This is a genomic window from Gemmatimonadaceae bacterium, assembly GCA_020851035.1.
Classification (GTDB): Bacteria; Gemmatimonadota; Gemmatimonadetes; order Gemmatimonadales; family Gemmatimonadaceae; genus JACMLX01.
On sequence record JADZDM010000020.1, the window covers coordinates 88,930 to 111,386 of the forward strand.

The 22,457-nt window shown below is 71.0% G+C and carries 19 protein-coding genes; 10 read left to right on the forward strand and 9 right to left on the reverse strand.

What is annotated here, in order from left to right; all coding sequences use genetic code 11:
* The first annotated feature begins 71 nt into the window (after positions 1-71).
* The 5 genes from IT355_12545 to IT355_12565 are packed head-to-tail and all read left to right on the forward strand — an operon-like array spanning position 72 to position 5,594.
* Positions 72-1,481: an FAD-binding protein gene (locus IT355_12545; protein MCC7054085.1), complete on the forward strand. Its 1,410-nt coding sequence runs from the start codon at positions 72-74 to the stop codon at positions 1,479-1,481.
* Positions 1,448-2,641, forward strand: coding sequence for an FAD-binding protein (locus tag IT355_12550; GenBank protein ID MCC7054086.1), 1,194 nt, complete (start codon positions 1,448-1,450; stop codon positions 2,639-2,641). Before IT355_12545 ends, IT355_12550 begins: the two co-directional genes overlap by 34 nt.
* On the forward strand, positions 2,634-3,941 hold the full coding sequence (locus tag IT355_12555; GenBank protein ID MCC7054087.1) for a 4Fe-4S dicluster domain-containing protein: 1,308 nt from the start codon (positions 2,634-2,636) through the stop codon (positions 3,939-3,941). The genes IT355_12550 and IT355_12555 overlap by 8 nt, the downstream gene beginning before the upstream one ends.
* Positions 3,941-4,570 (forward strand): hypothetical protein, encoded by a 630-nt coding sequence (locus tag IT355_12560; GenBank protein MCC7054088.1) that lies wholly within the window; start codon positions 3,941-3,943, stop codon positions 4,568-4,570. The genes IT355_12555 and IT355_12560 overlap by 1 nt, the downstream gene beginning before the upstream one ends.
* Before the next feature lie 7 nt (positions 4,571-4,577).
* Positions 4,578-5,594: a hypothetical protein gene (locus IT355_12565; GenBank protein MCC7054089.1), complete on the forward strand. Its 1,017-nt coding sequence runs from the start codon at positions 4,578-4,580 to the stop codon at positions 5,592-5,594.
* A gap of 125 nt (positions 5,595-5,719) precedes the next feature.
* On the opposite strand, the gene IT355_12570 is transcribed toward IT355_12565, so the two are convergent.
* On the reverse strand, positions 5,720-5,923 hold the full coding sequence (locus tag IT355_12570; GenBank protein MCC7054090.1) for a hypothetical protein: 204 nt from the start codon (positions 5,921-5,923) through the stop codon (positions 5,720-5,722).
* A gap of 157 nt (positions 5,924-6,080) precedes the next feature.
* Here IT355_12570 and IT355_12575 point away from each other — a divergent pair, with 157 nt between their 5' ends.
* The 3 genes from IT355_12575 (at position 6,081) to IT355_12585 (ending at position 12,258) form a co-directional block, all read left to right on the forward strand.
* A complete protein-coding gene (locus tag IT355_12575) occupies positions 6,081-8,174 on the forward strand; it encodes a molybdopterin oxidoreductase family protein (GenBank protein ID MCC7054091.1) in 2,094 nt (697 codons plus the stop codon).
* 149 nt (positions 8,175-8,323) lie between these two features.
* Positions 8,324-9,793 carry a sigma 54-interacting transcriptional regulator gene (locus IT355_12580; protein MCC7054092.1) on the forward strand — a complete coding sequence of 490 codons (1,470 nt, stop codon included), beginning with the start codon at positions 8,324-8,326 and terminating at the stop codon, positions 9,791-9,793.
* Positions 9,794-9,975: 182 nt separating this feature from the next.
* A complete protein-coding gene (locus IT355_12585; protein ID MCC7054093.1) occupies positions 9,976-12,258 on the forward strand; it encodes a PAS domain-containing protein in 2,283 nt (760 codons plus the stop codon).
* Here IT355_12585 and IT355_12590 read toward each other — a convergent pair.
* Positions 12,219-12,797: an N-acetyltransferase gene (locus tag IT355_12590; GenBank protein ID MCC7054094.1), complete on the reverse strand. Its 579-nt coding sequence runs from the start codon at positions 12,795-12,797 to the stop codon at positions 12,219-12,221. The two genes, IT355_12585 and IT355_12590, sit on opposite strands and share 40 nt — an antisense overlap.
* A 1-nt stretch (position 12,798) precedes the next feature.
* Positions 12,799-13,875: a Gfo/Idh/MocA family oxidoreductase gene (locus tag IT355_12595; GenBank protein ID MCC7054095.1), complete on the reverse strand. Its 1,077-nt coding sequence runs from the start codon at positions 13,873-13,875 to the stop codon at positions 12,799-12,801.
* A 159-nt stretch (positions 13,876-14,034) separates the two neighbouring features.
* Here IT355_12595 and IT355_12600 point away from each other — a divergent pair, with 159 nt between their 5' ends.
* Positions 14,035-15,312 (forward strand): VWA domain-containing protein, encoded by a 1,278-nt coding sequence (locus IT355_12600; protein ID MCC7054096.1) that lies wholly within the window; start codon positions 14,035-14,037, stop codon positions 15,310-15,312.
* Positions 15,313-15,501: 189 nt separating this feature from the next.
* Positions 15,502-16,065: a hypothetical protein gene (locus IT355_12605; protein MCC7054097.1), complete on the forward strand. Its 564-nt coding sequence runs from the start codon at positions 15,502-15,504 to the stop codon at positions 16,063-16,065.
* A gap of 6 nt (positions 16,066-16,071) precedes the next feature.
* Here IT355_12605 and IT355_12610 read toward each other — a convergent pair whose 3' ends face one another.
* From IT355_12610 to IT355_12635, 6 genes are all read right to left on the reverse strand, one after another.
* Positions 16,072-17,139, reverse strand: coding sequence for an acyltransferase (locus tag IT355_12610; protein MCC7054098.1), 1,068 nt, complete (start codon positions 17,137-17,139; stop codon positions 16,072-16,074).
* 319 nt (positions 17,140-17,458) lie between these two features.
* Entirely contained in the window at positions 17,459-18,577 is a 1,119-nt protein-coding gene (gene rfbB, locus IT355_12615) for a dTDP-glucose 4,6-dehydratase (GenBank protein ID MCC7054099.1), read from the reverse strand.
* Positions 18,558-19,433: a dTDP-4-dehydrorhamnose reductase gene (gene rfbD / locus IT355_12620; protein ID MCC7054100.1), complete on the reverse strand. Its 876-nt coding sequence runs from the start codon at positions 19,431-19,433 to the stop codon at positions 18,558-18,560. Before rfbD ends, rfbB begins: the two co-directional genes overlap by 20 nt.
* Positions 19,430-19,942, reverse strand: a complete 513-nt coding sequence (rfbC, locus tag IT355_12625; GenBank protein ID MCC7054101.1) for a dTDP-4-dehydrorhamnose 3,5-epimerase — start codon at positions 19,940-19,942, stop codon at positions 19,430-19,432. Before rfbC ends, rfbD begins: the two co-directional genes overlap by 4 nt.
* A gap of 32 nt (positions 19,943-19,974) precedes the next feature.
* On the reverse strand, positions 19,975-20,895 hold the full coding sequence (rfbA, locus tag IT355_12630) for a glucose-1-phosphate thymidylyltransferase RfbA (protein MCC7054102.1): 921 nt from the start codon (positions 20,893-20,895) through the stop codon (positions 19,975-19,977).
* A gap of 60 nt (positions 20,896-20,955) precedes the next feature.
* Positions 20,956-22,317, reverse strand: coding sequence for a citrate synthase (locus IT355_12635; protein MCC7054103.1), 1,362 nt, complete (start codon positions 22,315-22,317; stop codon positions 20,956-20,958).
* Positions 22,318-22,457 lie beyond the last annotated feature (140 nt).

Genomic DNA, 22,457 nt, shown 5'->3' on the forward strand with positions numbered 1-22,457 from the left:
CGCCGCGCAGGACGTCGGTGTCGTCCGCACCGACGTGATAGTTTCCGGTCGTGCCCACGTCATCACTCCCGATCGCCTCGACCCTCGCCGGCATCGTCGGCGAACGGCGCGTCCTGGAGCGCCGGAGCGCGCTGACGGCCTACGCCAGCGATGGCTTGCCCGGCTACCACCAGGTGCCATCGCTGGCCGTCTTTCCGGGCACCCGTGACGAGTTGGTGGCCGTGGTGCGCGCCCTCGCCGGTGCCGGCCTGCCCTTCGTGCCCCGCGGCGCCGGCACCGGGCTCAGTGGCGGCGCGCTGGCCGACGGTACCGTGCTCCTCGGCCTCAACCGCCTCACCCGCATCCTCGACATCGATCCCGTGAACCGGATCGCGACCGTCGAGCCCGGAGTGGTGAACAGTGCGCTGCAGAAGGCGGCGGCCGTGCACGGGCTGCACTATGCCCCCGACCCGTCCAGCCAGTCGGCCTGCACCATCGGCGGCAACGTGGCCGAGAACGCCGGCGGGCCACACTGCCTGAAGTACGGGGTGACGCTGAACCACACCGTGGCCTGCACCGTGCTCCTGCCCGACGGTGAGATCGTGACCCTCGGCAGCCGGCATGGCGAGACGGCGGGGTACGACCTGCTGGGGGCATTCGTGGGATCGGAAGGGTGCTTCGGCGTGGCGCTGGACTGCACCGTGCGCCTGCTCCCCGATCCCCCGCGCGTGCGCACGCTGCTGGCGGACTTCTCGCAGCTGCACGACGCCGCCCTCGCCACCAGTGCCATCATCGCCAGCGGGATCCTCCCCGCCGCGCTCGAGATGATGGACGGTGCCGCCGTGCGGCTCGTCGAGGCGTCGGTGTACGCGGCGGGGTACCCGACGGATTGTGATGCGGTGCTGCTGGTGGACCTGGACGGCGTGGCGGACGGGCTCGAGGATGACGTGGCCGCGGTGGACGCGATCTGCCGCGCGCACGGGGCACGGCACGTGCGCATCGCCACCGACGGTGCCGAGCGCACCCTGCTCTGGCAGGGCCGGAAGAAGGCGTTCGGTGCCATGGGCCGCGCCGCGCCGCACCTCGTGCTGCAGGATGCGGTGGTGCCGCGCACGCGCCTCCCCGACATGCTCCAGCAGATTGCGGGCATCGGCGCGCGCCACGGTGTGGCGGTGTGGAACATCTTCCATGCGGGCGACGGCAACCTGCACCCGAGCGTGAGCTACGACGCCGGGAACCCCGGCGAGGCGGCGCGCGTGCATGCGTGCATGACCGAGATCATGCAGGCCTGCATCGCGGCCGGTGGCACCATCACCGGCGAGCACGGCGTGGGCCTCGACAAGATCGACTACATGCCGGCGCTCTTCGATGGCGACACGCTGGCAGCGATGTGCCGGCTGCGCGATGTGTTCGACCCCGCGCACCTCTCGAACCGCGGCAAGGTGGTGCCGGTGCACACCTGCCGCGAATGGCACCAGGCGCCGGCGGGGCGGGCAACGTGATGGCACCGGACGCGGTGTCCACGCCGCTGCTGCTGCCCGACACGACCGCAGGCGTGCGCGAGATCGTCGGCGGCGCCTTCGCGGCGCGTGAGCCGCTGCGCATCCAGGGCGCGGGCACCTGGCGGCAGGCGGGCCCACCGGTGTGCAGTCTGCGCACCCTGTCACTCGCCGGCCTGGCCGGCATCATCGAGTACGTGCCGGGCGACCTGACGCTCACCGCGTGGTCCGGCACCACGCTCGCCGAGCTGTCCCATGCCACGGCGGCACACGGGCAGTGGCTCGGGCTGGACCCGGCTGGCGCCCGGCACGGGACCATCGGCGCCACGATCGCCACCGCGTCCGCCGGCCCGCTCGCGCATGCATTCGGCACGCCGCGCGACCTCGTGCTGGGGCTGGAGTGCGTCACGGGCTACGGCGAGGTGGTGCACGCCGGCGGCCGCGTGGTGAAGAACGTCGCCGGCTTCGACCTCGTGCGCCTGAACACGGGCGCCTGGGGCACGCTGGGTCCGGTGACGGCACTCACGCTGCGCCTCCGCGCCGTGCCGGTGCATGACGTGACACTGGCGATCCGCGTGGACGGCGAGGCCCACCTCGCCACGCTGCTGGCCATCCTGCGCGCGCCGACGATGTCGTTCCTCGCGATGGAGTGGGTCGACGGTGACACCGCACGGCGCCTCGGTGTCGGCGACGGGACCGACATCGTGCTGGTGCGCCTTGGCGGGAACGACGCCTTCGTGCGCGGGCAGCGTGCCGCGATCGAGAACGCGGCATCCTGTGCGCCCACCGACCCCGCGGTCTGGGCCGCGCTCGCGACCCGCGATGCGCTCGCTGCGGTGGTGGCGCGCTTCAGCGGCCCGGTGAGCGGGTTGCCGTCGCGCATCGGCATGTTGCGCGCCCTGCGATCGCGCTGCCAGGGGTCGATCGTGCTGCATGCCACCGTCGGTCGCGGGATCGTCCGCCTCATCGCGGATGAGGCCGAGGCGCCGGTGCGGGACGTCCTCTCCGCGACTGCCGCGGACGAGCGGGTGATCGTCGAGCGCCAACCCGACGCCTGGTGGGACGACGCGCCGGATGCGTTCGCGACCGGCCTCGCCGGTCGCGTGCGGGCGGCGTTCGACCCGGCACACATCTGCAACCGTCGCCAGGCGGCACATGCCTGAACTGCCGGCCGTGAGCGACCACGCGGCCACCACGCGGCCCTGCGCGCTGCCCGGCACGCCGCTGGCCGGCGCGGCCGCGGGACTCGATGCCTGCGTGCACTGCGGCTTCTGCCTGCAGGCGTGCCCCACCTACCTCGCGCTCGGCGACGAGAACGACAGCCCACGCGGGCGGATCGTGCTGATGCGCGGGCTGCTCGACGGGGAGCTGTCGCCCACCGATACGGTGGTGCAGCAGCACATCGACCGGTGCCTGGGCTGCCGCGGATGCGAGACGGCCTGCCCCAGCGGCGTGCCGTATGGCCAGCTGCTCGAGGCCACGCGCGCGACGCTGCGCGAATCCGCGTCGCCACCGCTGGTCGCGCGACTGCTCCTCGCCGTCTTCGCCTCGCCGGTGCTCCTGCCGCTGGCGCTGGCCGGCGGGCGGGTAGCCCGCGCACTGCGGCTCCCAGCCCTGCTCTCGCGCGTGCCGGGACGCATCGGTGCCGGGATGGCGATGCTCCACAGCACGCGGCCGGTCCTCGCAACCCGCGAGTACGCGCCGCGCGGCAGTGGATCGCGCGGGCCGGTCGCGCTGCTCACCGGCTGCGTCATGGACGGCCTCTTCGGCGCCACCACCAGCGCCACCCGCCGCACGCTGGTCGTGAACGGCTACGTGCTCGTCGACGCACCGGCGCAGCGCTGCTGCGGCGCGCTGCACGCACACGCCGGCGACCTGGCGTCGGCACGGATGCTCGCACGCGCCAACATCGTCGCCTTCGAGGCCGTGCCGGACGCGCTGATCGCGGTGAACGCCGCCGGCTGCGGGGCGATGCTCAAGGAGTACGCCCACCTGCTGCACGACGATCCGGCGTGGCGTGACCGCGCCGCCGCCGTGGCGGCGCGTACCCGCGATGCCACCGAACTGCTCGCCAACGCCGGTCCGCGGCCGGCGGCACTCGCCGCCCCCCTGCGCATCACCTACGATGCCCCGTGCCACCTGCAGCACGCACAGCGCCTGGTGGCACCTCCACTGGCGGTGCTCGACGCGATCGGCAACCTCGAGCGCATCCCGCTCGAGGACAGCGACCAGTGCTGCGGATCGGCCGGCATCTACAACCTGATCGAACCGGGGGTCTCCGACGCCGTGCTGGCCCCCAAGCTCCGGCACATCGCAGCGACCGGGGCCACCCTCGTCGCCACCGGCAACCCCGGCTGCCTGATGCAGATCGGCGCCGGGCTCGCGCGCGCGGGGAGCACCGTGCGCGTGGCCCACCCGATCGACCTGCTCGACGCCGCGTACGCCGCGGAGCCGCCACGCTGATGCGCACTGGCGTCTTGCTGGAGATCGAGGAGGTGCTCTTCGACACGCTCCCGCTGCGCACCACGGCGCTGCAGCAGGCGCTCGACGCCGAAGGGGTGACACTCGGCGCGCGGAGCATCGCCCTCGCCCACACCGGGTTGCCGGCGGTGGTGGCGCTCAGCCACCTGCCGGCGATCACCGCACTCGACGAGACCGGTCGCGACCTCGTGTTGCACCGGGCCACCGACCTTGGCAGTGCCGCCATCGCGCAGGGCGCGGCGACCCTGCACACCGCCGTGGCAGGCGCCATCGAGACGCTCGCCTCGGAGTTCCCGATCGCCGTGGTGACCCGCGGCACCCGTGCCGATGCGCTGCAACTGCTCGAGATGGCCGGACTGGAGGTGTACATCAGCACCATCCGCTCGCTTGCGACGATGCGTGAGCGGGACCAGCATGAGGCCTGGGCCTCCGCCCGCGCGGCATTGCATGTGGACCGGGCCGTGGCACTCGCACCGGCCCCGCTGCTGGCGGGCGCGCGCGCTGCCGGGCTCCAGGTGATCCGTGCCGGCGGCACGCATGGTGGCACGCCGGTGCCGCCCGCCACCACCGTCGCGGCGATGGACCCGGCGCAGGTCATCTCCCTCTTCTGAGCTCCACATGATGTCACCGCATTCCGCCGCCCCTGGTCCCGTGCCGCTCTTCGACCGCAGCACGCGGCTGCGCATGCAGTTCACCGGCGCCAAGGCGGCGGAGTCGCTCACCGGCCTGGTCACGAACGACGTGCTCGCGCTGCGGGGCGGCGACGGCCTGTACGCCTGCGCCCTCACGGCGAAGGGCCGGATCATCGCCGATGTGCGCATCCTGGCGATCGCCGGTGCGGATGGCGCCGGCGTCGGCTCCTACCTGGTGGATGCCAACGCTGCGGCTGGCAGCGGCTTCGCCGCGATGATCCGGAAGTACGTGAACCCGAGGCTGGCGACGTACACCGACGTGAGCAGCGAGACCCGCTGCCTGACCCTCGCCGGCGATCGCGCACTTGCCCTGCTGCGCCAGGTGGCCGGCGACGCGTCGTCGCTGGACGCGCTGGAAGCCGGTGCGGCGTTCACGCATGTCCGCGCCACCGTCGGCGACGCCGACGTCAGGGTGGTGCGCGCACCCGACCTCGGGCCGCGCAGCACGGTGGACCTGATCGGTGACGCCGCGGCCGTGGATGCGGCGGGCGCCGCCTTGCGCGCCGCCGGCGCGGTGGACGGGGGCGAGATCGAGTGGCACCGCCTGCGCGTGATGGCCGCACGGCCGGAGTGGGGCGTGGACATGGACGAGAACACGCTCGCGCAGGAGGCCAACATGGACGCGCTGCAGGCCATCTCCTACCGCAAGGGATGCTACACCGGGCAGGAGACGGTGGCGCGCGTGCACTTCCGCGGGCACGTGAACCGCACGCTGCGACGCGTGGCATACCCCGGTGCCCTGCCGGCGCACGGGACGGAACTGCGGGATGCCGATGGTGCGGCGGTGGGTGTCTCGCGCAGCGTGGCGCTCGACGACGGCGGCACCGGCATCGGGATCGCGATGCTGCGACGGGAGGTGCAGCGCGACGCGCGCCTGGCCTGGAGTGACGCCGCCGGCGCAACGCACGCCGCACGGGTCACCGACGACGCCGCCGCAGACTGACTGCTGCGCGCCCTACCCCCGGCACCGGCGCACGCCATCCTCGCTGCGATCCGCATCCCGGACAGGGGGAATGCAAAGCGGGGCTGCTCTCGTGAGCAGCCCCGCCTTGTTTCGCCGAAGCGAGATTACTTCTTGGTCGTGTCGGCGGCCGGAGCGGCCATCGCGGTGCTGTCCTTCTTCATCGTGTCGGCGACGGCGGCCGGAGCGGCCTCCGGAGCCGGCGCAGCGGCCGGAGCGGCAGCGGCGGAATCGACCTTCGGGGCTTCTTCCGTCTTGGCGCCGCAGGCGGCGAGGACGAGCATGGCGGCAAACGTGGCGATACGCTTCATTGGAAAATCTCCTTGGATATCCGAGGTGGTGACAAACTGAAGCTCCCGGTCGGCGGGCCCGCCGGCTGGAAGCGGAGTGAAGGATATTCTGCAGGTCCACGATGTCAAGTGGAATTGCTGAAATTCCACCTATTTTGCCGCAAGGAAGCGCCGGATTGTGCCGAATACTGCCGAGGTGGTGACCACGACCGTGCGCGGTGCGTGCCCGCACGACTGCCCGGACACCTGCGCCACGATCGTCACCGTCGACGCCTCTGGACGCGCGACGCGGATCCAGGGCGCCCCAGACCACCCGGTCACCAGCGGCTTCCTCTGTGCCAAGGTGAACCGCTACCTCGAGCGCACCTACCACGCCGACCGGCTCACCACGCCGCTGCGCCGCGTGGGGCCGAAGGGGAGCGGCCGTTTCGAGCCCTGCTCCTGGGACGAGGTGCTCCGGGAGATCGGCGCACGCCTCGACGCCATCCGCCGCGGACCGCATGGCCCCGAGGCCATCCTCCCCTATTCGTACGCCGGCACGATGGGACAGCTGCAGGGCAGTTCCATGGACCGGCGCTTCTTCCACGCCATCGGTGCGAGCCGGCTGAACCGGACGATCTGCGCCGAGGCCGGCCGCGTGGGCTACATGATGACGGTCGGCGCCAGCGTCGGCACCGACCTCGAAGGGGTGCCGTCGGCCGACCTCGTGATCCTGTGGGGCACCAACACCCTCACGGCCAATCCGCACCTCTGGCCGTTCATCCTCGATGCCCGGAAGGCCGGCGCGCGCGTCATCTGCATCGATCCGGTCCGCACCCGCACCGCCGAACAGTGCGACGAGTGGATCGCGCCGCGTCCCGGCACCGACGCCGCGCTCGCCCTCGGCATCATGCACGAGCTCTTCGCGCGCGACCTCGTCGACCACGACTACATCGAGCGCCACACCACCGGCATCGACGCGCTGCGCGCGCGTGCCGCCGAGTGGCCGCTGGCGCGTGCGGCGGCGGTGACGGGAGTGGCGGAGGACACGATCGAGGCGCTGGCGGTGGCCTATGGCACCGCGCGCGCCGCATTCCTGCGCCTCAACTACGGGCTGCAGCGGCACGCCGGCGGCGGGATGGCGGTGCGGACCATCGCCTGCCTGCCGGCACTCACCGGCCACTGGCGGCGCGCCGGTGGCGGCGTGAGCCTGTCCACCAGTGGCGCGTTCGCCTTCGACAAGGCGGCGCTGCAGCGCCCTGATCTCGGGCCGCCGGCGCGCACGATCAACATGAGCCTCCTCGGCGAGGCACTCACCACGCCGGATGCCGGCGTGGGCGGACCGCCGGTGGACGCCCTGATCGTCTACAACAGCAACCCGGCCGCGGTGGCCCCCGACGCCAGTGCCGTGCGCCGCGGCCTCGCGCGCGAGGACCTCTTCACCGTCGTCCTCGAGCACTTCCAGACCGACACCGCCGACTGGGCCGACATCGTGCTGCCGGCCACCACGCAGCTCGAGCACTGGGATGTGCACACCGCGTATGGGCACTACAACGCCTCGCTCAACCGGCCGGCCATCGCACCGGTCGGGGCGTCGCTGCCGAACACCGAGATCTTCCGTCGCCTCGCGGCCGTGATGCAGCTCGACGAACCGGCGCTGCGTGACGACGACCTCACCCTGATCAGGCAGGCACTCGAGTCCAACTCTGCGCTTATGCAGGGCGTGACGTTCGAGGCGCTGCTGGACCGGGGCTGGGTGCGCCTCAACGTCCCGCGCCCGTACCTCCCGTTCGCCAACGGCGCGTTCCTCACCCCCAGCGGGAAGTGCGAGTTCGTCTCGCCGCGCCTCGCGGCGCTCGGCCTGGACCCCGTGCCGACCTACATCCCGCCGTACGAGTCGGCGGAATCCGACCCACTGCTCGCCGCGCGGTTCCCCCTGCAGCTCATCTCGAGCCCGGCGCACCAGTTCCTCAACAGCTCGTTCGTCAACATCGCGTCGCTGCGGCGGGCGGCGCGCGAGCCGGAGTGCGTCATGCATCCCGACGATGCGGGACTGCGCGGGATCGCCGACGCCCAGCTCGTGCAGGTTTCCAACGACCGCGGTGCGTTCCAGGCGCGGGTCAGGATCAGCGACGGCATCCGGCCGGGCGTGGCGTGGGCACCGTCGATCTGGTGGACGAAACTCTCGCCCGATGGCCGCAACGTGAACGAGACCACCTCGCAGCGACTGACCGACCTCGGGGAGGCACCGGTGTTCTATGACAACCTCGTCGAGATCACCCCCATCGGCTGACCCGGGCGAGCTGGCGCGGCAGCGCGCGCAGGCGTGCGGCACGGCCACGGTACATTCCGCGATGCAGGCACTCCCACCGGCCGCGCCACGGCCGGGCCTGAAACGAATCCGCTCCCCGTCGGCGTTCGCACCGGAGAGCTTCTTCTTCCCTGCCTCCGGAGTCCGTCGTGTCGAAATTGCCCGCCACCCTTGGAGCACTCAAGCAGTCGTCGTGGGGTGATCCCGCGCGCGCGCGCCGCTCCGTCAAGGACGAGATCCGCGGGAACCTGCTGGCCCGGGTGCAGGCGGGTGACACCCTGCTGCCGGGGGTGATCGGCTACGAGGAGACGGTCCTGCCGCAGCTCGTGAATGCCCTCCTGAGCCGGCACAACTTCATCCTGCTGGGCCTGCGCGGCCAGGCGAAGAGCCGCATCCTCCGCGCGCTCACCGCGCTGCTGGACGACGAGATGCCGATCGTGGCCGGCAGCGAGATCAACGACAGCCCGTTCGCACCGATCTCCCGCTACGCGCGCACCCGCATCGAGGAGGCCGGCGACGACACCCCCATCGCCTGGGTGCATCGCGACCAGCGCTACATCGAGAAGCTCGCCACCCCCGACGTCACCATCGCCGACATCATCGGTGACGTGGACCCGATCCGCGCCGCGCGTGGTGGACACCTGCTCAGCGACGAGCTCACGATCCAGTTCGGGATGCTGCCGCGCGCCAATCGCGGCATCTTCGCCCTCAACGAGCTCCCCGACCTCTCCGGCAAGGTGCAGGTCGGCCTGTTCAACATCCTCCAGGAAGGGGATGTCCAGATCAAGGGCTTCCCGGTGCGCCTGCCGCTCGACGTGCTGCTCTGCTTCACGGCCAACCCGGAGGACTACACGGCGCGTGGCAAGATCATCACGCCGCTGAAGGACCGCATCGGGAGCGAGATCATGACCCACTACCCGCTGACGGTGGACCTCGGGGTCGCGATCACGCGCCAGGAAGCGTGGCTCCGCCGCGACACCGTCGCCATCTCGGTCCCGGGGTTCATGTCGGAGGTCGTCGAGCGCATCGCGTTCGAGGCGCGCGAGGACAAGCGCATCGACCGCCGCAGCGGCGTGTCGCAGCGCATGCCCATCTCGGTGCTGGAGAACGTGGTGTCGAATGCCGAGCGGCGCGCGCTCCAGACCGGCGAGGACGTGGCGGTGCCGCGCATGAGTGACGTGTACGCCGCGCTGCCCGCCATCACCGGCAAGATCGAGCTGGAATACGAGGGCGAGCTGGTCGGCGGCGACAAGATCGCGCGCGAACTGATCCGCCGCGCGGCCGACGCGACGCTGGCAGCCGCCGGCAAGGAGTTCTCGAGCGACGAGATCGTGATCTGGTTCGACGAGGGGGGCGCGCTGCAGGTCTCCGCCGACGTCGCGGCGTCCACCATGTGCCAGGCCTTCGCGACGGTGCCGACCCTGCTGGACATCGTCCGCGCGCTCCGGCTGGCCGATCCGGACGATGCCGGCACCACCGCCGCCGCCTGCGAGCTGGTGCTCGAGGCGCTCGTCGCCCGCAAGAAGATCAGCCGGAACGACGTGGGGCAGTACGGCCGGGCCATCCCCGAGAAACGGCGGCGCCCGAACGACCACTTCTGATCGGCCGCGCCTACCCCGGCGCCCCCCGAGCGCCCGGCCCGACGTCCCCGTCGGCCCGGGCGCTTCTGGCATCCGGGGTACTTGGCGAGCTCGAGCGTATTAGTATTCAGTCGGGTCCGGATCGACAGATTCACCCGCGTCCGTTCGTCGCGCGCCGTCGTCCCACCTGTCGGGTGACCGTGATGCCTTCCGCCAGCCTGCGAAACCGCCTGCTTGCCGTCGCTGCCGCTGCGACCGCACCGTTCGTGGTGTATCTCGCGGTGTCGGCCGGACGGGAGAAGACGCTCGCTCGCACGGCGCTGCATGACGACGTCCTCACCCGCGCGCGCGCCGTCGCGTCGCTCATGGATGAGCGGCTGCGCACCGTGGACGACCTGCTCGACTCCGCGATGGTCCAGGCGGCGCGACCGGGCATCGGTGACCGCCGGATCGAGATCGTCGATCCGCGGCCGAATCCGCTGGCGACCACGCTCACGATCGCCGTCCTCGACAGCGCAGGCCGGCGCCGGCGAACGTTCCTCGGCGACGCCGACCGCGTGACGGCCGTGCCCGCCGAGCGGCGGGCCGCACTCGTGGCCCCGGCGCTGGCCGGTCGCGCCGCCAGCGCCGGGTCGGCCCTGCCGACGATCGTCGACGAGGGCCTGAGCCGGGCAGCCGCTGACTCGATCGCCATGATCATCGTCCGCCCGCTGCTCCCACGCGCGGTGCCCTGCGCCTGCCTCGCCGACACGATCGGCGCGGTCGTGGCACTGCTGTCCGACAAGGGGATCCAGTCGCTGCTCGGCAGTGACACGCTGCCCGAGAACGCCGTCGCCGTGCTGCTCGGGCGCTCCGGCGAGCCGCTCGGGCGCATCGCGCGGCCTGCGCGCTGGATCGACCGCGGCGCTGGCGACAGCAGCGTGCTCGCCACCGGCGGCCAGCGCGATGGTGTGATCAGTGTCCGCGGCGGGGACGACGCGTCGCGCCTGGTGGGCTTCGCGACGCTCGAACGCCGGCCGTGGCGTGTGTACGTCGGGCTGCCGTCCGAGGCCGCGATGGCCGGCAGCAACGACCGCCTGCGCGACCTCGCGCTGCTGGCGCTGGTGGCACTCGCGATCGCGGGATTCGGTGTCACCATCGTCCTGCGCGCGTTCACGGCGCCGGTGCAGACGCTCATCGCCGATGCGCGGCGCCTCGGTGCGGGGGCGCTTTCGCACCGCTCGACCGTGGCGGAGTCCGATGGTGACCTGGGCCAGCTCGGTGCGGCGCTCAACGCCATGGCGTCCGAACTGGAGGCGCGTCGCAAGGTCACGCAGGAGGACCTGCAGCGCGCCCTGCAGGTGTTCGAGGATTCTCCGGTCGCGATGTGGATCGCCGACGCCTCGGCGGACGGTGCGGCGAGCTGTCGCATCACCCGCGCCAACGCGGCCGCTGCGCGCCTGCTCGGGGTGTCGGTCGGCTCGCTGATGGGCCAGCGCGATGGTGAACTCGTGGATGCCGTGGGAGCACCGCTGGTGGCGCCCGTTGCCGCCGGCGAGGATCCGCCGCCCACGCGCAGCGGTCCCGCCACGCTGCTCACCGCCGACGGCACGCGGCGGGGCTGTACCCTCACCGTGACGCACTTCACCGACCAGTCCACGCCCATGCGCCTCGTCACGGCGCAGGAGGCGACGAGCGGCGCGGGCGCCGGCGGCGGCAGCGGCGCACGGGTCACACACGGCGCGCCCGACCTGGTGGGCTTCGCGGGCCAGGTCGCGGACCAGTTCAGCGACGTGCTGGTCGGGATGTCCGGGTTCACGCAGTTCGCGATCGAGAACGAACACGACCCCGACATGCGCGCGATGGCGCTCAAGCGCATGAGTGAGTTGTCGGGCCGCGGGCTCACGGTCGCGCGCCAGCTGCAGTGCTACGGCGGGCGCGGCATGTCGCACCGCGGCGCGGTCAGCCTCAACGACGCCATCACCGGCACGCTGCGGTCGATGCACGGCACGCTCGGGAAGGACGTGGTGCTCGACCTGCGGCTCACCACCGCCGGCTCCTCGATCTGGAGTGACCCGGCGATCGTGCAGGACGCGGTCACGGCGCTGCTGGTGAATGCGCGCGAGGCGATGCCGCGTGGCGGCACGCTCACCGTCGCGACCACGCTGGCCGAGGTGCCGGACGATCGCAGCGGCCGCTATCCGGCGCCGGCCGGCCGGTACGTCGTGCTCACCATCGCCGACACCGGCGTCGGCATGGGCAGCGAGGCGCAGCGTCGCATGTTCGACCCGTTCTACACCACGCAGCAGCGTCGCGGGGCGGGACTTGGCCTGGCCGCGGTGGCTGGCATCGCGCGTGAGCACGCCTGGGTGATCAGTGTCGAGAGCGAACCCAAGGTCGGGACCGCGATCTCGATCTACATGCCCCTCGCCGCCACCGAGGCGGGCACCCGCCCCCCGACCGGCGCTCAGTCCAGGCGCGTCACCACACCGGAACGCATCGCGTAGCGGGTGCCCGTCACCGGGTCGGCGGCCTCCCCGTCACCCGCCAGTGGCAGCGCCAGGCGCTCCCCGTGCTCGCTCATCCAGCCGACCTGCCGCGCCGGCACGCCCACCATCAGTGCGTACGGCGGCACGTCACGGTGGATCACCGCCCCCGCACCCACGAACGCGAACGCGCCCACCGTCACGCCGCAGACGATCGTGCAGTTGGCGCCGAGCGTGGCACCGCGGCAGACCAGGGTGTCGCGGTATTCGTCCTTGCGTGAGACCGCCGCCCGCGGGTTGTACACGTTGGTGAAGACCATGCTCGGCCCGCAGAACACGTCGTCCTCGAGGGTGACGTTGTCGTAGATCGAGACGTTGTTCTGCACCTTGCAGTTGTCACCGATCACGACCCGGCTGCCGACGTACACGTTCTGCCCGAAGGAGCACCGCGCGCCGATGCGTGCGCCGCTGCTGATGTGCACCCAGTGCCAGACCCGCGTGCCATCACCGACGGTCGCGCCCTCGTCGACGATCGCCGTGGGGTGGATGGTGACCGCCATCTCAGTACTCCAGCGGCAGAGCCACGCGGGTGCCGTCGCGCGCGCTGAGGTAGGTCGCGATCAGCAGCTCGAGCGAGTGCAGCCCCTCGCGACCGTCGGTGTCGGGCTCCACCTCGCCGCGCAGCGCGCTGATCACGTTGTCGTAGTAGAGCGGATGGCCGAAGCCGTACACCGAGGTGGTGTCGTAGCTCGCCTGCTCCACCAGCGCATCGTCGGGATCGCTGTCGGCGAACTCCCAGTGGTCGATCTTGTTCACCGCCACGCCGCCCAGGCGCACGGTGCCCTTCTCGCCGAGGATGGTGATCGATCCCTCGAGGTTCTTCGGGTAGGTGAGCATCGTGACGCTCATCGAGCCGAGTGCGCCGGTGCGCCAGCGGATCGAGAGCACCCCCGTGTCCTCCACCTGGATGTTGCGGGCGAGGGTGGCGGTGTACGCCTGCACGCTCTCGACCGGACCGACGAGCCAGTCCAGCAGGTCCACGTAGTGGCTGGCCTGGTTCATGAACGCGCCGCCGTCGAACTCCCAGGTGCCGCGCCACGCCGCGCTGTCGTAGTAGCTCTGCGGCCGGCTCCAGAAGACGTTCACGTTCACCATGTACACCTTCCCGAACCGCCCCTTCTGCATCGCCCGCTTCACGAGCTGCAGGGTCGGGTTGCGCCGATTCTGCTTCACGACGAACAGGTGCACGCCGGCGGAGTCGCAGGCGTGGACCATCGCCTTCCCGTCCTGCCAGCGGGTGGCCATCGGCTTCTCGGTCACCACGTGGCGGCCGGCGGCGGCGCAGGCGATGGCCTGGGCGGCGTGGAGGCCGCTCGGCGTGGCCAGGATCACCGCGTCCACCCGCGGCTCGTGTGCCAGCAGGCCCTCGATCGAGTCGTAGGCGGCGGCACCGGTCTCGGCTGCCGCGGCGATGAGCCGGTCTGGCGCCACGTCGCAGACGGCCACCAGCTCGGCGCGATCGGCGTGCGCCGCGATGGCCCCGATGTGGTTCGCCGAGATGCGGCCGCAGCCGACGAGGCCGAACCGGATCGGCCGCCCGGTGATCGGGCGTGCGCGGGATGGGATGACGAGGGACATGTCGGTGGGGGCGGGGAGAGTGGCCAGCACCGAAAATAGCCGCCGCGGCGTGATTTGGCGCTGCTGCGCCCGCCCCCGGGCACGTGTGCACCGCGGCGGTCGTTAGACTCCTGATCGGTGCGCGCCCTCGCGCATCGCGTGGCCGGCGCCGGAGGCTCGATGAAGTTCCACACCTACACCAAGTACAACCCCGAGCTGGCGGATGCAGTGGACCTGCAGGCGCTGCTCGACGGGTTGTCCGACTTCCTCCTGCAGAGCGGGTTCGCGGAGTCGGGCGGCTACTCGCCCTGGGGGAACGACGAGGATCCGGCGGACCGCTCGATGGAGGCGCTCCGGAAGGCCATCCTCGATGCGCTGATCGAGAGCGGGCAGTTCACGCCCGAGATGCTCGACGCCCTCCGCGGCGACGGGGACGAGGACGCCGAGGAGAAGCTGGCCGAGCTGCTCGACCAGATCGTGCGGCGCCTCATGAGCGAGGGCTTCATCAACGCCGAGGTGCCGCCGCAGGGTGCGGACTCGCACCAGCCGGTCACCGGCAAGGGCGGGCTCGCCCATGCCGCCAGCAAGGACGTCCAGTTCAACCTCACGCAGAAGGGCATCGACTTCCTCGGCTACAAGGCGCTGCGCAACATCCTCGGCTCGTTCGGCCGGAGCACCTTCGGCAGCCATGACACGCCGTACCTGGCCACGGGCATCGAGAGCGATGCCTGGAGCCGGCCCTACGAGTTCGGCGACGTGCTCAACCTCGACGTGAACGAGACGCTCAGGAACTCGATGCTCCGCACCGGGTCGCTCGACGTGCCGATGGACCTCGAGTATTCCGACCTGATGGTCCGCCAGTCCGAGTACCGTTCCAGCTGCGCGACGGTGCTGATGCTGGACACGTCGCACTCGATGATCCTCTACGGCGAGGACCGGTTCACGCCGGCGAAGAAGGTGGCGCTGGCGCTCACGCACCTCATCCGCACGCAGTTCCCGGGTGACACGATCCGCGTGGTGCTGTTCCATGACAGCGCCGAGGAGATCCCGCTCGCGGCGCTGGCCGGCGCGCAGGTCGGGCCGTACCACACCAACACCGCCGAGGGACTGAAGCTGGCGCGCCGCATCCTCATGTCGCAGAAGAAGGACATGCGGCAGATCGTGATGATCACCGACGGCAAGCCCAGTGCGCTCACCATGCCGGACGGGCAGATCTACAAGAACAGCATGGGGTTGGACCTGAACGTGATCGGCCAGACGCTGAAGGAAGTGGCGGACTGCCGGCGCTCCGGCATCACGATCAACACGTTCATGCTGGCGCGCGACCACGCACTGGTGGACTTCGTGAAGCGGGTGTCCATCATCTCGCGCGGGAAGGCGTACTTCACCAACACGATGAGCCTCGGCCAGTTCGTGCTGATGGACTTCCTGCGCAAGAAGACCAAGCGGGTGAGCTGAGCCACGCGCCCCGGACGCACTGCCCTGCCCGCCGCCGCGCGACCACGGACGCGATCCCCCGCCGCACGCATCCCGGATGATGCGCTGCGGCGGTTCGGCCGCCTGCTGCGCGCGTGGTACCGGCGCAACGCGCGTGACCTGCCGTGGCGCCGCACCCGGGACCCGTACGCCATCCTCGTCTCGGAGCTCATGCTCCAGCAGACGCAGGTGCTGCGCGTGGTGCCGCGGTGGCACGAGTTCCTGGCGCGGTTCCCGTCACTGCATGCGATCGCCATGGCCGACGTGGCGCACGTCGAGGAGGCGTGGGAGGGGCTCGGGTACTACGCCCGCGCGCGCAACCTGCACCGCACGGCCCGTCTCGTCACCCGTGACGGCGCCGATCCCGCCGCGATGCTCCCGGCCGACGTGGCCGCCCTCCGCGCCCTGCCGGGCATCGGCCGCTACACCGCTGGCGCGGTGTCGAGCTTCGCATACGGCCGTCGCGCACCGCTGGTCGACACCAACGTGGCGCGCGTGCTCCAGCGCGTGTTCCTGCCGCGGGCCCGCCGCAAGGTGGCAGCCACGGAGCACGCGCTCTGGGACCTGGCCGAGCGCTCGCTCCCGCAGCAGGCGGCCGCCGTGTGGACACACAACCAGGCGCTGATGGAGATCGGCGCGCTGGTGTGCACGGCGCGGGTGAAGCACTGCGGCGCCTGCCCGGTGCGCAGCGTGTGCAGGACGTACGCGGCGACGCCGAAGGCACGCCCGGGGTAGCCCGGCTCAAGACGGTTCGAGTGCCACGGCAGCCGGCTTCCGCGCACTGACCAGCCTCCGGAGCACCGGGCCGAGCGGCTCCTCCACCAGTCGATGGATCGCAACGGCCGTGGTGACGGCGAACACGACGATCACCGCGAGTGCGATCGATGGTGCGACCCCGCGCTCCACCATCGCCTGGTACAGCACGAAGCCGGCGTTCTGGTGGATCAGGTACAGGGGATAGGTCAGCTCACCGGGGATGGTCGCCCAGCGTGTCTTCCCGATCGTGATCCGCCCCGTCCCCACCAGCAGGAACACACCGACCAGCACGACGACGATCGCACCATGCACGACCGGGTCCGGTGCGAAGCCGTTCCAGTCGTCTCCCATGCGACGCGCCTTCGCCACCGAGTGCCAGGCGCCGAGCGGCACCGCGGCCATCAGCAGCCCCACGCGCGCCGCGGTCCAGCCGCGCGAATGCGCGAGGAAGGTCACCGCGCCGATGGTGAAGAGCGGGGCGTAGTTCGCCACCAGCCAGCGTTCCACCGGGTACATCGGACGGATGGCATCGGCCAGCGACACCAGCAACCAGCCTGCCAGCAGCCATTCGCTGCGCTCCAGCAGCTTCGTGCGGATCGCGAGCCAGACCATCAGGTAGAACTGGAGCTCCACCGCCAGCGACCAGTACGCACCGTCGACGTATTCCGCGCCGACATACTGCGGGATCAGCGTCAGGTTCCAGAGCCAGTCGACCCACGTCACCGCGAATCGCGGATCCCCACGCCACGTCGTCAGCAGCCACGTGATGGTGGCAGCCACCCAGAGCGCAGGATAGAGCCGTGCGACCCGTGAGGCCACGAACGCACGCGGGGTGCGCCCGATCGCCGACATGAAGATCACGTACCCGCTCACCATGAAGAACAGGTCCACACCGAGGAACCCGTAGCGCGCGACGGGCTCCAGGCTCCGCAGCGGCACGTCCGTGATCCAGTCCGACCGCGGCCCGCGCGACAGGTAGTGGAAGACCAGCACCGAGAATGCCGCGATGCCACGGAGCAGGTCGATGCCGTAGGTGCGCTGCGGTGGGTTCATCGCGTGGACGTGTGGCGCGGGACGGCAGTGGCGTCAGGCAGTGGGCCGGCCCGGCATGGTGGAGGCGCGTGCATGGGGGGGGCGGCCGCGGACTGGCCCATGAATCCTAGTGGATTGGAAATGAAGTTGGGATAGCATGAAGGGTGTCGTGGCACCCCACCCGCCAAGGCGGAAACCGCAGCAATACCAGCGGTATTGCGAGGATTTCCAACGTCGGCGGGTGGGGTGTCACGGCGACCGACTGCACCCCGAACTTCGTTTCCAGTCCACCAGGGGCTGGCCCACGCGGCGCAAGCGTGACGCTCGCCGGATGCCGCGATCAGCTCTGTACGATCCCCATGTCCACCCACGCCCGGTAGCTGCCGTCCATCACCCGGCGCCACCAGGGCTCGTTGGCGAGGAACCATGCCACCGTCTCGCGGATGCCCTCCTCGAAGGTGCAGGATGGCACGAATCCCAGTTCCGACGCGATCTTGCGCGCGTCGATGGCGTAGCGGCGGTCGTGGCCGGGCCGGTCGGCCACGAACGTGACCAGGCTCGACGAGGGCACACCGGACGCCGCAGGGCAGGAGGAGAACCGCCCCCGCAGCGCCGCATCGGCCGCCATCCGTTCGTCCACCAGCGCGCAGACCAGCCGCACGATGTCGATGTTCGCCCACTCGTTGTGTCCCCCGACGTTGTACACCTCGCCGACGCGCCCGCCATCCAGCACCGCCCGGATCGCGCGCGCATGGTCGAGCACGTACAGCCAGTCGCGGACGTTCCGGCCGTCACCGTACACCGGCAGCGGGCGGCCATCGAGGATGTTCACGATCACCAGCGGGATCAGCTTCTCGGGAAAGTGGTACGGCCCGTAGTTGTTCGAGCAGTTGGTGGTGGTGACGGGCAGCCCGTAGGTGTGGTGGTACGCCCGCACGAGGTGGTCAGACGCGGCCTTGCTCGCCGAATAGGGCGAGTTGGGTGCGTATGGGGTCGCCTCGTGGAACGGGGGATCGTCGGGGCCCAGCGACCCGTACACCTCGTCGGTCGAGACGTGATGGAACCGCACGTCGCCGGTGACGGCGCGCTCCTGCAGCCAGACGGCGCGCGCCGCCTTCAGCAGCTCGTGCGTGCCGGTCACGTTCGTCGCGATGAACGCGTCCGGCCCCGCGATGGAGCGGTCGACGTGCGACTCCGCGGCGAAGTGCACCACCGTGTCGAGCTGGTGCTCGCGCAGCAGGCCGGCGGCGAGGCCGGCCGTGCCGATGTCGCCGTGCACGAACACCAGGCGCGGGTCGGCACGCAGGTCGTCCAGGCTCGCGAGGTTGCCGGCGTACGTCAGCGCATCGAGCACCACCACCGTGCCGTCGCGTGTGGCCGACAGCCAGTGACGCACGAAGTTCGAGCCGATGAAGCCGGCGCCGCCGGTGACCAGCAGCCTACGCGTGGGAGAGCTCATCGAGCATGGTGCGAAGGTTCGTGCGCCAGTGCTGCGGCGCCCGATGCAGCGCAGCCGTGGTCGCGGTGGTGTCCAGCACACTGTACGCCGGTCGTGCCGCCGGCGTCGGGTAGTCGGCGGTGGCGATCGGCCGCACCGGCACGGCGTGGCGGAGCAGCCCGCGCACCAGCGCCTCCTCCTGCACCGCCACCGCGAGGTCGTACCAGCTCGCGACGCCGGCGTCGGTCCAGTGCAGCACGCCGGCAAGCGATGGCACCGCGGCCGCGGCCCATATCGTGACCGCGAGCTCGCGCGCCCAGGTGGGAGTGCCCACCTGGTCCGACACGACGCGCACCACGTCGCGCCCGGCCATCAGGCGCAGCATGGTCTTCACGAAGTTCGCGCCATGCGCGGAATGCAGCCATGCGGTGCGGATCACCAGCGCCTGCCCACCCAGTGCACCGAGCACGGCAAGCTCCCCGTCGCGCTTCGTCTGCCCGTACACCGAGGCCGGCGCCGGCAGGTCCGACGGTCGCCACGGCCCCGCGGCCGCGCCACTGAACACGTAGTCGGTGGACACCTGGATCATGCGCGCGCCATGATGCGCCGCCGCCCGGGCCAGCAATCGCGCCGCGCCGGCATTCACGGCAGCCGCCAGCTCCGGCTCAGCCTCGGCACGGTCCACGGCCGTGAACGCCGCGGCATTGATCACCAGCGACGGACGGCAGGCGCCGACGCACGCCTCGACCGCATCGGCATCGGTCACGTCCAGCTCCGCGATGTCCACCGCCACGAGGCGCACGCCCTCCGGCACCGTGCGGCACAGCTCCGCGCCGAGCTGGCCTGCGGCGCCGGTGACCAGCACCGGGCCGGTCACGGCAGCGTCTCGAGTTCGGCGAGCCGAACGCCCATCAGGTCCTTCGCGGAGAGGATCGGGGCCATGCCGGGCGGGAGGGGCCAGTCGATGCCCAGCGCCGGGTCGTTCCACAGCAGCGTGCGTTCGCTGGTCTGGTCGTAGCGGTCCGTCACCTTGTACTGCAGGTCAGCCGTCTCCGAGAGCACCAGGTAGCCATGGGCGTACCCCGCCGGGATCCAGAGCTGCCGATGGTCCTCTCCGGAAAGCTCGAGGCCGAGCGACTGCCCGAAGGTGGGCGACGACCGCCGCACGTCCACCACGACATCCCAGATGCGGCCGCTGCTGCACCGCACCAGCTTGCCCTGCGTGTGCCGGAGCTGGAAGTGCAGGCCGCGGATCGTGCCGCGCAGCGACCGGCTCTGGTTGTCCTGCACGAACCCCGTGTCCGCCACCTGCAACCGGAAGGCCTCGTCGTTCCAGCTGGCGAGGAAGAACCCGCGTGCGTCGGCGAACACCCTCGGTTCCAGCACGCAGACTCCGGGGAGCGCCAGACGCGTGACCTTCACCTGCCGCGCGCCTCGTCGAGCATGGCGACGAGGTACTGCCCGTACTGCGTCTTCCGGAGCGGCTCGGCCAGCCGCAGCACCTGGTCATCGTCGATCCACCCGAGTCGCCACGCGATCTCCTCGGGGCAGGCGATCTTCAGTCCCTGGCGCTGCTCGATGGTCTGGATGAACTGGCCAGCCTGCAGCAGCGATTCGTGCGATCCGGTGTCGAGCCACGCGGTGCCGCGGCCAAGGAGCTGCACGTTCAGGGCGCCCATCGCCAGGTAGGCGCGGTTCACGTCCGTGATCTCGAGCTCCCCGCGCGCCGACGGCCGGATGCCGGCCGCGATGTCGCAGACCTGCCGGTCGTAGAAGTAGAGGCCCGTGACGGCATAGTTCGAGCGTGGCTTCGCCGGCTTCTCCTCGATGCCCACGGCCCGCCCGTCGGCGTCGAACTCCACCACCCCGTACGCCGACGCATCGCTCACGCGGTAGCCGAAGACCGTCGCGCCGCTCGGCACCGCACTGGCCCGCTTCAGGGCCTGCGGCAGGTCCTGCCCGTAGAAGATGTTGTCGCCGAGCACGAGGCAGCTCGGCCGGTCGTCGACGAACTCGCGGCCGATGAGGAAGGCCTGCGCGAGGCCGTCGGGGGATGGCTGCACCGCATAGCGCAGCGACATGCCCCACTGCGACCCGTCGCCGAGCAGGCGCTGGAAGAACACCTGCTCGTGCGGGGTCGTGATCAGCAGCACGTCCCGCACCTGCGCCAGCATCAGCGTGGAGAGCGGGTAGTAGATCATCGGCTTGTCGTACACCGGCAGGAGCTGCTTGCTGACGCCCTGCGTGATCGGGTACAGCCGCGTCCCCGAGCCGCCGGCGAGCACGATGCCGCACCGCGCGCCGCCGGCGATCGTGCCGGTCGTGCCGTCCGTCGTCATCGCGCACACCGGCGCATGGTCATCCCGGCCGCCGCGCGGCCCGCTGTCGGTGTCACCGGGTCAGCGGCGGATGCTGTCCTTGACCGCACGCGGGAACTTGTTGGTGAGCGGGTCCACGTACTCCCGCTCCCCCGCCCCGATGTAGATCTGCCGCGGACGCGCGATCTTCTGCTCCTTGTCGTCGAGCATCTCCTCCCACTGCGCCAGCCACCCGGCCGTCCGCGCCACCGCGAACAGGACCGTGAAGAAGTCCGTCGGGAACGCCATCGAGCGGTAGATCAGGCCCGTGTAGAAGTCCACGTTCGGGTAGAGCTTGCGCGCGATGAAGTAGTCGTCCGAGAGGGCGATCCGCTCCAGCTCCAGCGCGATCTCGAGGTCCTTGTCGATGCCGATCTGCGCGAAGACCTGGTCGGCCAGCTTCTTCACGATGCGGGCGCGCGGGTCGTAGTTCTTGTACACGCGGTGCCCGAAGCCCATCAGCTTCGGGCCGCCCTTGCCGCTCTTCACCGACTCGATGAAGGCCGGCACGTTCTTCGGGTCACCGATCTCCTTGATCATGCGCAGCACCTGCTCGTTGGCGCCGCCGTGGAGCGGACCGAAGAGCGCGGCGATGCCGGCCGAGACGGCGCTGAACGGGTCCACGTGGCTGGAGCCCACGGCGCGCACCGCGCTCGTCGAGCAGTTCTGCTCGTGGTCGGCGTGCAGGATGAACAGCACCTCGAGCGCACGGCTGAAGATCGGGTTCGCCTCGTACCGCGGCTCGCTCATGCGGGCCACCATCGAGAGGAAGTTGTCCCCGTAGTTCAGCGTGTTGTCGGGGTAGATGATCGGCAGGCCCTTCACGTGCCGGTAGGCGAAGGCGGCCAGTGTCGGGACCTTCGCCAGGAGGCGGATCACCGAGATGTAGCGCTCGCGCGGGTCGAAGATGTTGCGGGCCGACGGGTAGAAGCTCGAGAGCGCCGCCACCGACGAGCAGAGCATCGACATCGGGTGCGCGTCATAGCGGAAGCCCTCGAGGAACTTCCGGATGTTCTCGTGCACGTAGGTGTGAAACGTGATGTCGTTCACGAACCCGTCGTACTGCGGCTGCGTGGGCAGCTCGCCGAAGCGGAGCAGGTACGCCACCTCGAGGAACGTCGCCTTTTCGGCGAGCTGCTCGATCGGGTAGCCGCGATAGCGGAGGATCCCCTTGTCGCCGTCGATGAACGTGATCGCGCTCTTGCAGCTGGCGGTGTTCATGAACGCCGGGTCGTAGCTCAGCAGCCCGAACTCGCCCGGCTCACCGCGCTTGACCTGCTTCAGGTCGGCGGCCCGGACGTAGGTGTCGCCCTCGGGGCCCTCGGTGGAGATCGCCGCGCTGTACGCTGCGCCGGTCCGGCTGTCCCGCAACTCGAGGGTACCCCCGGCGTTCGTCTCGCTCATCCCGCGGTCTCCGCTCTGGAAGGTGGTGCTGTGCCCGGGCAGGTCCCGGCGCCTGACGGCCTGCACGCGCCGGCCCTGGCAGACACCGGGCCGAACGCACGCCGCGCGCGTGCTCCGGCCAAAACTAACGAGGAGTCCCG